Origin of the sequence: Pseudomonas viridiflava, assembly GCF_900184295.1 — a bacterium.
In the GTDB taxonomy this organism is placed as follows: Bacteria; Pseudomonadota; Gammaproteobacteria; order Pseudomonadales; family Pseudomonadaceae; genus Aquipseudomonas; species Aquipseudomonas viridiflava.
Genome location: NZ_LT855380.1, coordinates 5,400,762 through 5,414,961, shown reverse-complemented (window position 1 = coordinate 5,414,961; position 14,200 = coordinate 5,400,762). Strand labels below are relative to the sequence as shown.

The window sequence follows — 14,200 nt, the reverse complement described above, 5'->3', positions numbered from 1 at the left end:
AAGTTGCTCTTTCATAGGGCGGATTTATTTGATTAACGTCTTTTTGCCGCCCCAAAATAGGGCGTTGGAGCCTGGAAAACGGGTTTTCGAGAGCAGGTGCAACTTGCCTGTTGAAAGTGGTTGCACCTTATTCAAGTTGTTTAATAGGATTCGTTCCCACGGTGCAACCGTAGTCATTGAGTGTTCATTTTCCATGAAGTGGACAGTCAGCGCGGTGTCGGGTGCAAGGGCATGGGTGGGCTGAGTTTCAGTTGTCATCCCCTTGGTCATCAGGTGCCAACATAAAAACAATGCCAAGGCAGAACTCATGAGTGTCAGTAACCCTACCTTGATCACGTTTGTGATCTACATCGCGGCAATGGTCCTGATCGGCCTCATGGCCTATCGCTCGACCAACAACCTCTCCGATTACATCCTTGGCGGACGCAGCCTCGGCAGTGTGGTGACCGCCTTGTCGGCCGGTGCTTCAGACATGAGCGGCTGGCTGCTGATGGGCTTGCCGGGCGCCATCTACATGTCGGGCCTGTCGGAAAGCTGGATTGCCATTGGTCTGATCGTCGGTGCCTACCTGAACTGGCTGTTCGTGGCCGGTCGTCTGCGTGTGCAGACCGAGCACAACGGTGACGCCCTGACCCTGCCGGACTATTTCAGCAGCCGTTTCGAAGACAACAGCGGCGTGCTGCGCATCATCTCGGCTGTGGTAATTCTGGTGTTCTTCACCATCTACTGCGCTTCTGGCATCGTTGCCGGTGCACGACTGTTCGAAAGCACCTTTGGCATGTCCTACGAAACCGCCCTCTGGGCCGGTGCGGCCGCGACCATTGCCTACACCTTCGTCGGCGGTTTCCTGGCCGTGAGCTGGACCGATACCGTTCAGGCCACGCTGATGATCTTCGCGCTGATCCTGACGCCGATCATTGTGCTGCTGGCGACTGGCGGCGTGGACACCACCTTCCTGGCCATCGAAGCGAAGGATCCGACCAGCTTCGACATGTTCAAGAACACCACTTTTATCGGCATCATCTCGTTGCTGGCCTGGGGTCTGGGTTACTTCGGCCAGCCGCATATCCTGGCGCGCTTCATGGCGGCAGATTCGGTCAAGTCGATTGCCAAGGCCCGCCGTATCTCGATGGCATGGATGATCCTCTGCCTGGGCGGCACCGTGGCGGTCGGTTTCTTCGGCATCGCTTACTTCTCCGCGAACCCGGGTGTGGCAGGTCCTGTCACTGAAAACCCTGAGCGGGTGTTCATCGAGCTGGCCAAACTGCTGTTCAACCCATGGGTTGCAGGCGTGCTGCTGTCGGCGATTCTTGCGGCGGTCATGAGCACGCTGAGCTGCCAGTTGCTGGTGTGCTCCAGTGCGTTGACCGAAGACTTCTATAAAGCGTATCTGCGCAAAGGCGCTTCCCAGCTGGAGCTGGTCTGGGTCGGCCGTGGCATGGTGCTGCTGATCGCGATCATCGCCATTCTGTTGGCTGCCAATCCGGAAAACCGTGTGCTGGGTCTGGTGAGCTATGCGTGGGCAGGCTTTGGCGCAGCTTTCGGTCCGGTGGTGCTGATTTCGGTATTGTGGAAAGGCATGACCCGCAACGGCGCGCTGGCCGGTGTGATCGTCGGTGCTGCCACCGTGGTGCTCTGGAAGCAGTTCAGCACCATGGGCCTTTACGAAATCGTTCCTGGCTTCATCTTCGCCAGTATCGCCATCGTGTTGTTCAGCCTGATCGGCAAAGGTGCTTCGGAGTCGATGCAGGCGCGCTTCCTGGCGGCCGAGAAGGACTTCCAGGCTAACCGCTGATCCGCAACATTCGGCGCTATAAAAAGAACGGCCCGTGCTCTGATGAGTCCGGGCCGTTTTTTGTTTGCGCAGGTGCCTGTCGCTCAGGTCTTGTTGTGGTCGATGTCCAGGTTATAGAACGTGGCCTTGCCGCCTTCACTGCTGTAGCCGGTGTGATCCTGGGTATAGACGCCCGCCTTGAAATAAAGAGGCTTGTCTCGCCAGTTCGAGCTGATCTGGGTATCCCAGTTCACGCCCCGCGTGCTGACGCTCAACTGGCCGCCGGGGCTCAGGTGAATGATGTATTTGAATTTCTCGTTAAGCGGCACGCCTTCGGCAATCTTGTAGACCTTGCTCTTATCGTCGTCGAAGCGTTTGCGCACCTTGAGCACGATATCTCCGGCCTTGTCCTGGTCCTTGTACTGATACTCGACCTTGAGCATCGGTTCGGTACTTTCGTACGCGTGTATCTGGCCGATGACGATCTTGCCGGAAGACGGCACCTGATCCACTTCCAGCGTGGCATTCAGAAAATTATCCGCGTCTCCATACATCCAGTTGCGCAAGGTGCCGTCAGGCCAGGTTTCCCGTAACTCACTGCGTGCGTACTTGGCATTTTCGGTTTTGGAACCCGTAACAGGCGCCCAGAAGAAAATCGATTTGGAAGTGGATTCGAAGTACTTGCCGTCGTAACCCTTTACCAATTGTGAGGTCTCAATGGTCTTGGGTGGCGAGCCTACCGGAATGCTGAGTTGCCACGTCGCAAGATCTATCATTTTTATCCGTCCGAATATGTCTGTTTGCCAGCAAAGGAAGCCTCTAGCCAGAGGGTTTCAGCGTGGCTTTATACGGGTTGTAGGACAATTTGTTAACGCAAAATTGCCGGTCGAATGACGTCAAAGTGCTGTCACTTTTCCTACAGGGCAGTGTGGGTAAGGCCTACAGGAAATGACCGTTAGTCGGGTAATTGTATGTTTGATGATGGCAAACAGCTGGCTAGCTTCTGCTTTTTCCAAGACGCGGCTAGAGTTGATTTCATATGTATGACGGTCTTCCTGAGCTTCAGGCGTCGTACCACAGATAGAGAAGCAGCATGGATCGCGCGCAATTCGGGCCAGCCGATGGCTCCTCAGTGTTACTGGTTGTAGATGACTATCCGGAAAACCTGGTAACGATGTGCGCTGTCCTGCAAAGGACAGACTGGCATATCGTTACGGCCAGCTCGGGCATCGAGGCCCTCACCATTCTGCTGGAGCAGGAGGTGGATCTGGTGTTACTGGATGTGCAGATGCCAGACATGGACGGCTTTGAAGTGGCCCGCCTCATGCGTGGCAGTCAGCGTACCCGTCTTACGCCCATCATCTTTCTCACCGCCAACGAGCAGAGCAAGGATGCGGTGCAGAAGGGTTACGCCAGCGGCGCGACGGACTATCTGTTCAAACCCTTCGATCCGAACATCCTCAAGCCCAAGGTCCAGACCCTGCTGGAACAGCAGCGCAATCGTCGTGCATTGCAGGCGTTGTCGCAGGAGCTGGAATCGGCGCGAGCATTCAATGCCTCGGTGCTGGCCAATGTGGCCGAAGGCATTCTGGTCGTGGATGAACAGGGCGTGATCAGCTTCGCCAACCCGGCCATCTGTTCGCTGCTCAACGCCACCGTCGAGCAGCTGTGTGGTACGCGAGTGCTGGATTACATCCAGGAGCCGCAGGTTGCAGGCTGGCTGGACTCGGGTTTCTACAAGCACTATCGAAGGGCCGACACCTATCGCGTGCACGACGCCGTTCTGAGAACGACAGAGGGGCGGCAGTTACCCGTCGCGTTGTCCTGTGCGGCGTTGCCTGCCGAGCAGAAAGCCATGGTCCTGACCGTTCTCGACATGTCGGTGGTGCGTGATCTGTATCAGCAGCTGGAAAAGCAGGCGGTCACCGATGCGCTGACCGGGCTGCTCAATCGGCGCGGTTTCTATCAGGCTGTCGAAGGCATGCTCGGGCGCAACGATCAGGTCGGCAAATGCCTCGTGGTCCTGTACATGGACCTCGATGGCTTCAAGCAGATCAATGACGCGCTGGGCCACGATGCGGGCGACGAGATTCTGCTGTGGGTGGCCGAGCAACTGAAAGAAAGCATGCGCCCCTACGATGTTCTGGCGCGTATCGGTGGTGACGAGTTCACGGTGGTGATCGACGGGCTCGACTACCCCGAGCAGGCAGCAAAGATTGCGGAAAAACTTATCGAGCGCGTCTCGGGTCGTCGGCACATCGACGGCGTGGAGATCAGCATGGGCGCCAGCGTGGGGATTGCCACGTATCCCGATTGCGGTGCCAACCTCGACGGATTGCTGCGTGCTGCCGATATCGCCATGTACGAGGCCAAGCGGGCAGGGCGTCAGCAGTACCGGTTCTACGACCACAACATGAACGGCCGTGCCCGGTCGCGACTGATGCTGGAAGAAAGCGTACGCACGGCCATCGACGGCAAGGATTTCTCGGTCGTTTATCAGCCTCAGATTCATGTGGCGGACGGCAGATTGCGTGGCTTCGAGGCGCTGCTGCGCTGGCAGCACCCTGCGGTGGGGGACGTACCGCCAGCCTTGTTCATCCCGTTGCTGGAAGAAACCCGGCTGATCAACAAGCTGGGCAGCTGGATCTTCGATCAGGGTGCCGAGCAGCGGCAGGCCTGGGCTGGCGTGTTTGCGTCCGATGTGGTGCTGAGCGTCTGTGTCAGCCCCACGCAGTTCTGCATGCCCAATCTGGTGTCGGAGCTCAAGCGAGCCATGGACCGTTTCGGCCTCAAGCCGGGGCAGCTGGAGGTGGAAATCACCGAAAGCTCGCTGGTGCACAACCTCTCTCACAGCCACAAGCAATTGGCGGAGTTGCATGACATCGGAGTACGTATCGCGCTCGACGATTTCGGCGTCGGCGAGTGCTCGCTGTCGCACCTGCGCAACCTGCAACTGGACACCCTGAAGCTCGACCGGCATTTCGTGGCCAATATTCTGGGCTCGCCGCGAGAGGCTGCGATGGCGCGAAGCATCATCGATCTGTCCCGCAACCTCGACATGCTGATCATTGCCGAAGGTGTCGAGACACAGGAGCAGTACCAATGGCTGGCCGACAGCGGCTGTCAGGTCGTACAGGGCTTTTTCGTCGCCCATCCGATGCTGGCGGAGGAAGCGCTGCACTTCCCGGCACAGTTTGAGGTGCCAGGCTTGAAACGGGGCTGAGTGCGGTAGACTGGCGTCTTTCACACCGTGCCCCGACGTCATGACCAGTCATGTTCCACTCAAATACCTGCAGGCCTACCCTCAGGCGCTGCAGGATCAAGTGCATCAACTGATTGCGCAGGGACGGCTTGCCGACTACCTGCAGCAACGTTACCCGGCGCGTCATCAGGTGCAGAGCGACAAGGCCCTGTATGCCTACGCGCTGGCGTTGAAGCAGGATCATCTGCGCAATGCGCCCAGTATCGACAAGGTCCTATTCGATAATCGTCTTGACCTGACCCATCGAGCGCTTGGCTTGCATACTAAAATTTCAAGAGTGCAGGGCGGCAAGCTCAAGGCCAAGAACGAGATTCGCGTGGCGTCGCTGTTCAAGGAAGCGCCACCTGAATTTCTGCAAATGATCGTGGTGCATGAGCTTGCACACTTTCGTGAGTCGGATCACAACAAGGCGTTCTACAAGTTGTGTGAGCACATGCTGCCCGGTTACCACCAGCTGGAATTCGATTTGCGCGTCTACCTGACGTGCCGCGACCTGCAATCCGCCTCTGGATCGATCACCTGAACAATGCATTGAAGGATACGACGATGGAGGTCAGCAAGACCAAAAGCAGTTTCTACCGCCGCCTGTACGTGGCGTACCTGATCGACTGCCAGCTCGCCAGCAGTGTCCCGGAGCTGGAGAAAGTCACCGGCATGCCGCGCCGCACCGCCCAGGACACCATCGCCGCCCTGGCCGATCTGGACATTCAGTGCGAGTTCGAACAACAGGACGGTGCCCGCAACCTTACCGGGCGATACCGCATCATCGACTGGGGCGCCATCGACCGCGACTGGATCACCCATCACCTGACCACGATCAAGGCGGTGCTGGGGTATCCGTAAAGAGGCGTGCGTTGATGATCGTTCCCACGCTCCAGCGTAGTAACGCCGCCCAGGACGCTCCGCGTCCGCTCTCGATGCGACGCAGAGCGTCACGAGATGCATGCCCACGCGGAGCGATGGGCACGATCAAGGTTCGGTGTAACGATGGGCTCCGCGTCCAATTCTGAGATGACGCAGACCAACTGCCCTTACTCCAGATCCCGACGCATGCCGATGTGCGGGATGTCGTCTTCCAGGTAGACCTCGCCCACCGGATTGAAGCCATAACGGCTGTAGTAGCCCTGCAGGTGCGCCTGCGCCGACAGGTAGATGGGCTGGTCGGGCCATTTGCGCTCGGCGTGTTCCAGTGCCTGGACCATCAGTTCGTGGCCGATGCCTTTGCTGCGAATCGAGGGCGCCGTGACCACTCGGCCGATGGTCACGTCGCCGCCCTGCTGGATGGGGTCGAGCAAGCGCAGGTACGCGACCAGTTGGTCTTCCTGCCATGCCATCAGGTGGCAGGTGTCACCTGTCAGGTCCTGTCCGTCGACGTCCAGGTACACACATTGCTGTTCCACCACGAACACCTCGGCGCGCAGTTTCAGCACGGCGTAAAGCTGTTGGACGTTCAGCTCGGTGTGGTGTTTGCAGATCCATTTGATAGACATGTTGCCGACTCGCAGAGAAACCAGAAGCGAAGTCTAAACGCATCTGGCGTCATTCCCAATAAACGCTGACACTGAGATGAGTATCGTCCCGGGAGCATCGCAACAACGGCCAGCCTCATCGCTTGCAAACAGGCCTTTGAGGCGCCGCGACGAAGTAGACTCTGCTGCACGCTTTTGACTTGTTTATTGGCTGTTTTGGGTCTTCACTCAGGCTCAGCGTCATCCTTATGGAGGGTGGCCTCGCCGTTGTCAGGTGTTGACCCGGCAAGCGTCCTTTCAGGAATCCAGGCATGCCGTATCTGCTTCGAGCGTTGGGGTTGCTGGTGGTGTTGGCGATGGCATCTGCCAATGCCGCTGAAAGGCTGCGTCTTGTTGCCGACCCGTGGCCACCTTTCACCGACGCCTTGCTGCAAAATGGCGGGCTTGCGACCGACATTGTCAGCACCGCACTCAAGCGTGCCGGTTACACGGTCGAGTATCAGCAGGTGCCTTGGGCCAGAGCCCTGCTGGCCCTGAGCGAGGGGCGTCAGGATGTGCTGGTGAATGCCTGGTTCAGTGAGGACAGAAATCTGATCGGGCAGTTTTCCCAGCCTTATCTGGTCAACCGCATACGCCTGCTCAAGCGCAAGGACTCGCCCATCGCGCCGCAGACTCATCAGCAACTGCATGCCTACATGATCGCCATCGTGCGCGGCTATGCCTACTCGCCTGAATTCGACAACGACTCGCTTCTGCAAAAGATACCGGTGCAGAGTTTCTCCATGGCGATTCGCATGCTGGCGGCCGAGCGCGTGGACCTTGCAATCGAGGACGAATACGTGGCCCGCTATAACCTGTCGCTGGAAGCAGAGGACGTACGTGAGCGGGTAGAATTTCTGCCCGGCTCAGTGAGCGAGAACGGCCTGCATATTCTGGTCAGCCTGAAGCATCCGAAGCATGCCGAGATCGTCGCGGATTTCGACCGGGAAATTGCCGCCATGAAAGCTGACGGCAGTTACGACGAGCTGTTCAGACGGCATGGTCTGGGACAGCCTGCGGCGCTTTGATCAAGTGAGCGGCGAGGGTGCGCAGTGGAGAAAGCTGGCGACAGATCAACGCGAGCTGGGTCTGCACCAGTCGCTGGCTTTCATCCATCTCTTCCGGGATCTGCTCAAGCTGCGCGGCCAGTGCCTCTTCTTCATCGCTCTGCACGGCAACACTTTGTTTCTCGGCCAGACCACGGGCAATTTCGTCGATGCTGGCGGCCAGTCTGGCGCCTGCGCCGTCGATCAAGTGCTCGTGAACATCGCTGGGCAATTGCGTGTCGCGATGCGCACCCAGACCCGACAAATAGCTCAGCAACGTGTGCGACAGCACCAGAAAACGGAATCCGACGTCGGCTTCCTTGCGGAAGTGTCCGGGCTCCATGAGCATGTTGGCCAGCGTCGTCGACAGCGCTGCATCGGCATTGTGGGCGTTGCGCCGCGCCAGTCGATATGCCAGATCGTCGCTCTTGCCCTTGGCGTACTGCTGCATGATCTGACGCAGGTAGGTGCTGTTGCAGGTCAGGGTATTGGCCAGCACCTTGTTCAGGCGCCGCCCCTGCCAGTCCGGCAGGAACAGGAACACGGCAAGACCCGCGATCAGGCTGCCCAGCAGCGTATCGAACAACCGTGGCAGGAACAGCCCGTAGCCGTCGCCCACCTGGTTGAAACAGAACAGCACCATGACCGTGATCGCGGCCGTCGACAGCGTGTAGCGCGTGGTCCGGTTGACGAAGAACACCACGCCGGCCAGCACTGCGCACATCGATTGCAGAATCGGGCTGGTGACCAGATCGAACAACACCCAACCGACCGTCAGGCCGATGGCCGTGCCGATGATCCGCTGTCCGAGTTTGCGCCGGGTCGCGCCGTAGCTCGGCTGGCAGACGAAGACCGTGGTCAGAATGATCCAGTAGCCTTGCGAGGGGTGAATCAGATGCACCATCGCATAACCGATCGTCAGGGCCAGCGGCAGGCGCAGCGCGTGTCGAAACAGCAGCGAGGTCGGGGTCATCTGCAGGCGCAGGCGCGTCCAGACATCCTTGAGGTTGCGCGGCGAACGGTCCAGCAGACTGCTGTCAGTCGCATCGGCCAAGGCGTCCGGGTTGCTGGCGTCGCTGATCAACCGGTCCAGGGTGGTGAGGTTGGCGGCCAGGGCGCGCAGCGAGCGCAACAGTCCGCGCCAGGCCGGGTTGCTCTGGATGCGCAGGTGTTCCAGCGAGGCATGCAGGTCTTCCATGGCCTCGGCAAAATTGGGGTCGTAGACGAATGGCTGACGCAACTGGATGGATTCCGACAACGCCTGGCACGCACTGCCTTGCTGGCGCAGCAGACGTTGGCAGCGGAACAACACGTCGCTGTGGAAGAACGCGTCGGTCAGCGAGTTGTAGGGGTAGTGCGACGAGCTGGCGCGCTCGTGAATGTCCTGAGCGATGAAATACAGCTTCAGGTAGCGGCTGACTTTCGAGCCGGGCCGACCGCTGCCGACCCGGTGCAGAATGATTTCCTTGGTCGCGTTCAGTGCAGCGACCACCTTGCCGTTCTGCTGAGCCAGTTCAAGACGCCGGGCTTCCACGTTCAGGGTGCGGATGGGTTCGAACAGCGTCGATTTGAGCTTCAGGTATTGCCCCAGCTCGCGAAACAGGCGGGCAAGCGCTTGCTGCACGGGCTGGTTGGAAAACAGCATCTGCCATACCACCGACAGCAGGCCGTACCACGCGGCACCGGCGACCAGCAGCATCGGTTCATGCCAGAAATCCAGTACCTCACCGCCGCGCTGATCCACGCCGATCATGGTGTAGACCGACAGAATCAGTGTGCCGTAGGCAATCGCGCCGTAGCGCTCGCCCAGCGCGCCGAGCATGGTCAGACAGAAGCTGGCCAGCGCCAGCGAGCAGACGAACAGCCAGGGGTAGGGAAACAGTAACTCGACGGCGAGGGCGGCAATACTGAAACACACCAGCGTTACGGCCAGTGCGTTGAGGCGACCCTGCCAGCTGTCATCGGTCTCGGCCAGCGCACTGGCGATAATCCCCAGGAACAGCGGGATCAGCAACGCCATCTCGTTCTGATACCAGCACAGCGCCATGCTGCCGGTCAGGGCAATGAAGACTCGAACGCTATAACTGAATTTATCCAGCGCCCACAAACGGCGGAAAGTATGACGAAGCGATTTCGATGCCATGAATTAGCTGAAGGCCTTGTGCTCAATTAATCGATCCTGCAGGAGGATATGTACAGACCAAACGGCTGGCTGTACATCCGACTCGCAAAATTTATACCGGCATTCAGTGTTGCGTCACACGTATTGCGCTGCAGCGTAGGCCGATGCCCACGCCCATTGGAAATTGAAGCCGCCCAGGTGGCCACTGACGTCCAGCACTTCGCCGACAAAATACAGACCGGGCGATTTCAGCGACTCCATGGTCTTGGAAGACACTTCACGTGTGTCGATACCACCCAGCGTGACCTCGGCGGTGCGGTAGCCTTCGGTGCCCGCCGGAATGACCTGCCAGCTCGCCAGTTTCTCGGCGATGTCGGCAAGCTCGGCGTGGGTGTACTGCTTCATCGGTTTGGAGACGAACCAGTGCTCGGCGATCAGGTTGGCCATCTTCTTGGTGAAGATCTCGCCCAGCAGCGTCTTCAGCTCACTGTTGGGGCGCTCGGCCTGTTGCTGCGCCAGCCAGGCTGGCACGTCATGATCGGGCAGCAGGTTGATTTCCACGGTGTCGCCAGGCAACCAGAACGAGGAAATCTGCAAAATCGCCGGGCCGCTGAGGCCACGGTGAGTGAACAGAATGTTCTCGCGGAAGCTGGTGTCGTTGCAGCTCACCAGACAATCCACCGAGGTGCCCGACAACTCGGTGCACAGCGTTTTGAGCTGATCGGTGATGGTGAACGGCACAAGACCTGCGCGCGTCGGCAACAGGCTGTGGCCGAATTGCTTGCCGACCTGATAGCCGAAGCCGGTCGCGCCCAGTGTCGGAATCGACAGCCCGCCGGTAGCGATCACCAGTGACTGGCAATCCAGCGTGCCGAGCGTCGTTTGCAGGCGGTAGCCCGAGTCGGTCTTTTCGATCTGCTGCACCGAGGTGTCCATGTGCAGGCTGGCACCGGCCTGTCGGCATTCCTCCAGCAGCATTTCCAGAATGTCGCTGGACTTGTTGTCGCAGAACAGCTGGCCGAGTTTTTTCTCGTGATAGGGAACGCCGTGTCTGGCGACCATCTCGATGAAATCCCACTGGGTATAGCGTGCCAGCGCCGACTTGCAGAAGTGCGCATTCTGCGAGAGGAAGTTGGCAGGCTCGGTGTACATGTTGGTGAAGTTGCAGCGCCCGCCACCGGACATGAGGATCTTCTTGCCGGGTTTGTTGGCGTGATCGATCAGCATCACCTCGCGCCCGCGACTGGCAGCGGTAAACGCACACATCAAACCTGCGGCGCCAGCGCCAATGATTACAACGTCAGTAACGGGCACAGCATGGTCCTCGGGAATCGCCTGCATGGACGCTGCGCGTCCGCTTCTTGAAATGACGCAGAGCGTCACGGGCTGCGTGCCCACGCTTGCCGCGGGCACGATCATCATCGGTAAAGGTTACAGAATCCGTACGCGCAGCGACTTGCCTTTGATCTTGCCGTTGTTCAAGCGCTCCAGCGCCTGTTTGGCCATGCTGCGCTCGACTGCCACATAGGCCTGGAAGTCGAAGATCGCGATCTTGCCGACCTGAGTGCCCGGAATGCCGGCTTCGCCTGTCAGCGCACCGAGGATGTCGCCTGGACGCAGTTTGTCCTTGCGACCCGAGCCGATGCACAGCGTGGTCATGGCGGGCAGCAGCTTGCCGCCTTCCTTGATGCTCAGCTGGTCGTATTGCTGCCAGTTCAAGGGTGCTTTCTGCAGCTCCTCGATGGCACGGGCGCGCTGGCTTTCCGACGGCGCCACGAGGCTGACCGCGATGCCTTTCTCGCCTGCACGACCGGTCCGGCCGACGCGGTGGATATGAATTTCCGAATCGCGTGCCAGTTCGACGTTGATCACCATGTCCAGCGCATCGATGTCCAGACCGCGTGCCGCCACGTCAGTCGCGACCAGCACCGAAGTGCTGCGGTTGGCGAACATTGCCAGCACCTGATCACGGTCGCGCTGCTCCAGATCGCCGTGCAGGCCGACGGCGGACATGCCCTTGGCGGTCAGATGGTCGACGACTTCCTGAACCTGCTGCTTGGTGAAGCAGAATGCGACGCAGGAGGTCGGGCGGAAATGACCCAGCACCTTGACCACCGCTTCCAGACGCTGCTCGGGGGAGATTTCGTAGAAAATCTGTTCGATCTGGCTGTCGGCGTGCAGCGCCTCGACCTTCACGGTCTGCGGATCGCGCATGAACTTCGACGACAGCTGTTTGATGCCGACCGGGTAGGTGGCCGAGAACAGCAGGGTCTGGCGACGCTGCGGGGTCTGCTCGATGATGTCGGCGATGGCGTCGTAGAAACCCATGTCCAGCATGCGGTCGGCTTCGTCGAGGATCAGCGTGTTCAGGCCGTCCAGCACCAGCGAGCCTTTGCGCAAGTGCTGCTGAATACGGCCCGGCGTGCCGACGATGATGTGCGCGCCGTGCTCCAGCGAGCCGATCTGCGGGCCGAACGACACGCCGCCACACAGGGTCAGCACCTTGATGTTGTCTTCCGAACGCGCCAGACGACGGATTTCCTTGGCCACCTGATCGGCCAGCTCACGGGTCGGGCACATGACCAGTGCCTGACAGCCGAAAAAGCGCGGATTGATCGGGTTCAGCAGCCCGATGCCGAAGGCGGCGGTCTTGCCGCTGCCGGTCTTGGCCTGAGCGATCAGGTCCATGCCCTTGAGGATCACCGGCAGGCTCTGCGCCTGAATCGGTGTCATTTCGGCATAACCAAGCGACTCCAGGTTAGCCAGCATGGCAGCGGACAGAGGCAGAGTATTGAAAGCGGTGTTTGTCACGACGATGGACCTGCAAAACAAAAATGTCGCGCAGTGTATCAGGTCCGGGGGGCGGCTCAGATGGCGATGTCGATAAATGGCTGATCGGCGTGGCTGTGCAAGGTGTGACGCGGAGCGTCACGGGCGGCATGCCCACGCAGAGCGATGGGCACGATCAGTGTTGAGGCGGATTTGTGTGATGATCGTTCCCACGCTCCAGCGTGGTAACGCCTCTCAGGACGCTCCGCGTCCGATTCCGGACGCGGCACGGATCCACTCATGTCACCTTCTTGCGCCCCTCGTTCGCAGGCAGTTGCAGGAAGATCCCCGCCGCAAACATCGCCAGTATGCCGACGCTCAGGAAGGTCATGTGGAAAGCCCCCAGCACGTCGCTGACTTCGCCTGTCGCCACCTCGTCACTGAAACCGCCCAGCAGGGCAGCAGCGCTGGCCACCCCTAGGCTCAGCGAAAGTTGCGCCACCACCGAGAGCAGGCTGTTGCCGCTGGCGGCGCTGGCGTCATTCAGGTCGATCAGGGTCACGGTGTTCATGGCGGTGAATTGCAACGAGTTCACCGCACCCAGAAGCCCCAGATGCACCAGCAACACCCAGTACGGCGTGTCCACCTCCACCAGTGCGAAACTCGCCAGCAGCAAGCCCAGCAGCAGCGTGTTGCTGGTCAGAAGGGTGCGATAGCCCAGGTGCTCGATCAGCCAGCGCGCCACGGTCTTGGCGAACATCCCTGCAGCGGCCAGCGGCAGCATGCTCATGCCCGCCTCGGACGGCGAGTAACCCAGCGCGACCTGAAGCAGCAACGGCACCAGAAACGGCAGCGCGCCGCTGCCGAGTCGGGCGAACAGATTGCCCATGATGCCGACCGCGAACGTGCGGGTGCGAAACAGTGAGGGCGCAAACAGCGGCGCGTCGATGTGTCCTGCTCGCAGCCAGTACGCCGCCAGACAGCCCATGCCGGCGAACAGCAACAGCACCACGCGCATGTGCGGCAGGTGCAGTTCGCCCAGACCTTCCAGTGCAATGGTGATCAGCACCATGGCCGCGCCGAACAGCACGAACCCGACCCCGTCGAAGCGGGTACGACCGCCGCCGGGAATGTCCGGAATGAAGTGCTTGACCGCATAGCAGCCAATGATCCCGACCGGAATGTTCAGCAGGAAAATCCAGTGCCAGCTCAGGTATTCGACCATCCAGCCGCCCATCGTCGGACCGAGCAACGGACCGATAAGCCCCGGCACTGTGATGAACCCCATGATCCTTACCAGCTCCGAGCGTGGGTAAACCCGCAGCACGATCAGCCGCCCGATGGGCACCATCAACGCGCCGCCCAGCCCTTGGATCACCCGCGCACCCACCAGCATGCTCAGCGAGTTGGACAGTGCACACAGCAGCGAGCCGAAGCTGAACAGCAGGATGGCGCTGAAGAAGATCCGCTTGATTCCGAACCGGTCGGCAATCCAGCCCGAGGCCGGGATCAGCAGCGCAATGGTCAGCATGTAGGCGATGACCACCGACTGCATGCGCAGTGGATCTTCGGCCAGTGAGTTGGCCATGGACGGCAGGGCGGTGTTGAGAATCGTGCCGTCCAGGCTTTGCATGAAGAACGCGATGGCGATGACCCAGGGCATCCAGCGCAGGGTCTTGTCGTCCATGACGTGCGTGGCAGAGTTGGCCATAAGCTCCT

12 protein-coding genes are annotated in these 14,200 nt (G+C 59.8%); 5 read left to right on the top strand and 7 right to left on the bottom strand.

Features of this window, described 5'->3' with window-relative positions; all coding sequences use genetic code 11:
• Window positions 1-24 precede the first annotated feature (24 nt).
• Complete coding sequence (locus CFBP1590_RS24295; protein WP_134674722.1) at window positions 25-309, bottom strand: hypothetical protein; 285 nt, start codon at window positions 307-309, stop codon at window positions 25-27.
• Between CFBP1590_RS24295 and putP the strand changes: the two genes are divergently transcribed.
• A complete protein-coding gene (gene putP, locus CFBP1590_RS24290) occupies window positions 308-1,795 on the top strand; it encodes a sodium/proline symporter PutP (RefSeq protein WP_088236075.1) in 1,488 nt (495 codons plus the stop codon). The two genes, CFBP1590_RS24295 and putP, sit on opposite strands and share 2 nt — an antisense overlap.
• Before the next feature lie 83 nt (window positions 1,796-1,878).
• On the opposite strand, the gene CFBP1590_RS24285 is transcribed toward putP, so the two are convergent.
• Window positions 1,879-2,550: a polysaccharide lyase family 7 protein gene (locus tag CFBP1590_RS24285; protein WP_043305794.1), complete on the bottom strand. Its 672-nt coding sequence runs from the start codon at window positions 2,548-2,550 to the stop codon at window positions 1,879-1,881.
• Between the two features lie 317 nt (window positions 2,551-2,867).
• On the opposite strand from CFBP1590_RS24285, the gene CFBP1590_RS24280 reads away from it, so the two are divergent.
• From CFBP1590_RS24280 to CFBP1590_RS24270, 3 genes are read left to right on the top strand one after another with little or no spacing between them, the layout of a single operon-like run.
• On the top strand, window positions 2,868-4,997 hold the full coding sequence (locus CFBP1590_RS24280; protein WP_025993560.1) for a two-component system response regulator: 2,130 nt from the start codon (window positions 2,868-2,870) through the stop codon (window positions 4,995-4,997).
• A gap of 40 nt (window positions 4,998-5,037) precedes the next feature.
• On the top strand, window positions 5,038-5,559 hold the full coding sequence (locus tag CFBP1590_RS24275) for a YgjP-like metallopeptidase domain-containing protein (RefSeq protein ID WP_029243092.1): 522 nt from the start codon (window positions 5,038-5,040) through the stop codon (window positions 5,557-5,559).
• Between the two features lie 23 nt (window positions 5,560-5,582).
• Window positions 5,583-5,879, top strand: coding sequence for a winged helix-turn-helix domain-containing protein (locus CFBP1590_RS24270; protein WP_025993562.1), 297 nt, complete (start codon window positions 5,583-5,585; stop codon window positions 5,877-5,879).
• Window positions 5,880-6,067: 188 nt separating this feature from the next.
• On the opposite strand, the gene CFBP1590_RS24265 is transcribed toward CFBP1590_RS24270, so the two are convergent.
• Window positions 6,068-6,526: a GNAT family N-acetyltransferase gene (locus CFBP1590_RS24265; RefSeq protein WP_004884350.1), complete on the bottom strand. Its 459-nt coding sequence runs from the start codon at window positions 6,524-6,526 to the stop codon at window positions 6,068-6,070.
• Window positions 6,527-6,816: 290 nt separating this feature from the next.
• On the opposite strand from CFBP1590_RS24265, the gene CFBP1590_RS24260 reads away from it, so the two are divergent.
• The gene (locus CFBP1590_RS24260) at window positions 6,817-7,572 is read left to right on the top strand and encodes a substrate-binding periplasmic protein (RefSeq protein WP_088236074.1); all 756 of its coding nucleotides are present in this window, start codon (window positions 6,817-6,819) and stop codon (window positions 7,570-7,572) included.
• Here the strand turns inward: CFBP1590_RS24260 and yccS are convergent.
• From yccS to mdtD, 4 genes are all read right to left on the bottom strand, one after another.
• Window positions 7,535-9,733, bottom strand: coding sequence for a YccS family putative transporter (gene yccS / locus CFBP1590_RS24255; RefSeq protein ID WP_088236073.1), 2,199 nt, complete (start codon window positions 9,731-9,733; stop codon window positions 7,535-7,537). The genes CFBP1590_RS24260 and yccS overlap by 38 nt on opposite strands.
• A gap of 114 nt (window positions 9,734-9,847) precedes the next feature.
• The gene (locus CFBP1590_RS24250) at window positions 9,848-11,026 is read right to left on the bottom strand and encodes a BaiN/RdsA family NAD(P)/FAD-dependent oxidoreductase (protein WP_088236464.1); all 1,179 of its coding nucleotides are present in this window, start codon (window positions 11,024-11,026) and stop codon (window positions 9,848-9,850) included.
• A gap of 117 nt (window positions 11,027-11,143) precedes the next feature.
• Window positions 11,144-12,523 (bottom strand): ATP-dependent RNA helicase DbpA, encoded by a 1,380-nt coding sequence (dbpA, locus tag CFBP1590_RS24245; protein ID WP_004884345.1) that lies wholly within the window; start codon window positions 12,521-12,523, stop codon window positions 11,144-11,146.
• Between the two features lie 256 nt (window positions 12,524-12,779).
• Window positions 12,780-14,192, bottom strand: a complete 1,413-nt coding sequence (gene mdtD, locus CFBP1590_RS24240; RefSeq protein ID WP_088236072.1) for a multidrug transporter subunit MdtD — start codon at window positions 14,190-14,192, stop codon at window positions 12,780-12,782.
• Window positions 14,193-14,200: the final 8 nt, after the last annotated feature.

Bases quoted from the DNA above. Each gene is read 5' to 3' on its own strand.
- putP (WP_088236075.1), top strand. From the start codon at position 308: ATGAGTGTCAGTAACCCTACCTTGATCACGTTTGTGATCTACATCGCG.
- mdtD (WP_088236072.1), bottom strand. From the start codon at position 14,192: ATGGCCAACTCTGCCACGCACGTCATGGACGACAAGACCCTGCGCTGG.
- CFBP1590_RS24275 (WP_029243092.1), top strand. From the start codon at position 5,038: ATGACCAGTCATGTTCCACTCAAATACCTGCAGGCCTACCCTCAGGCG.
- CFBP1590_RS24280 (WP_025993560.1), top strand. From the start codon at position 2,868: ATGGATCGCGCGCAATTCGGGCCAGCCGATGGCTCCTCAGTGTTACTG.
- yccS (WP_088236073.1), bottom strand. From the start codon at position 9,733: ATGGCATCGAAATCGCTTCGTCATACTTTCCGCCGTTTGTGGGCGCTG.
- CFBP1590_RS24270 (WP_025993562.1), top strand. From the start codon at position 5,583: ATGGAGGTCAGCAAGACCAAAAGCAGTTTCTACCGCCGCCTGTACGTG.
- CFBP1590_RS24285 (WP_043305794.1), bottom strand. From the start codon at position 2,550: ATGATAGATCTTGCGACGTGGCAACTCAGCATTCCGGTAGGCTCGCCA.
- CFBP1590_RS24260 (WP_088236074.1), top strand. From the start codon at position 6,817: ATGCCGTATCTGCTTCGAGCGTTGGGGTTGCTGGTGGTGTTGGCGATG.
- CFBP1590_RS24295 (WP_134674722.1), bottom strand. From the start codon at position 309: ATGAGTTCTGCCTTGGCATTGTTTTTATGTTGGCACCTGATGACCAAG.
- CFBP1590_RS24265 (WP_004884350.1), bottom strand. From the start codon at position 6,526: ATGTCTATCAAATGGATCTGCAAACACCACACCGAGCTGAACGTCCAA.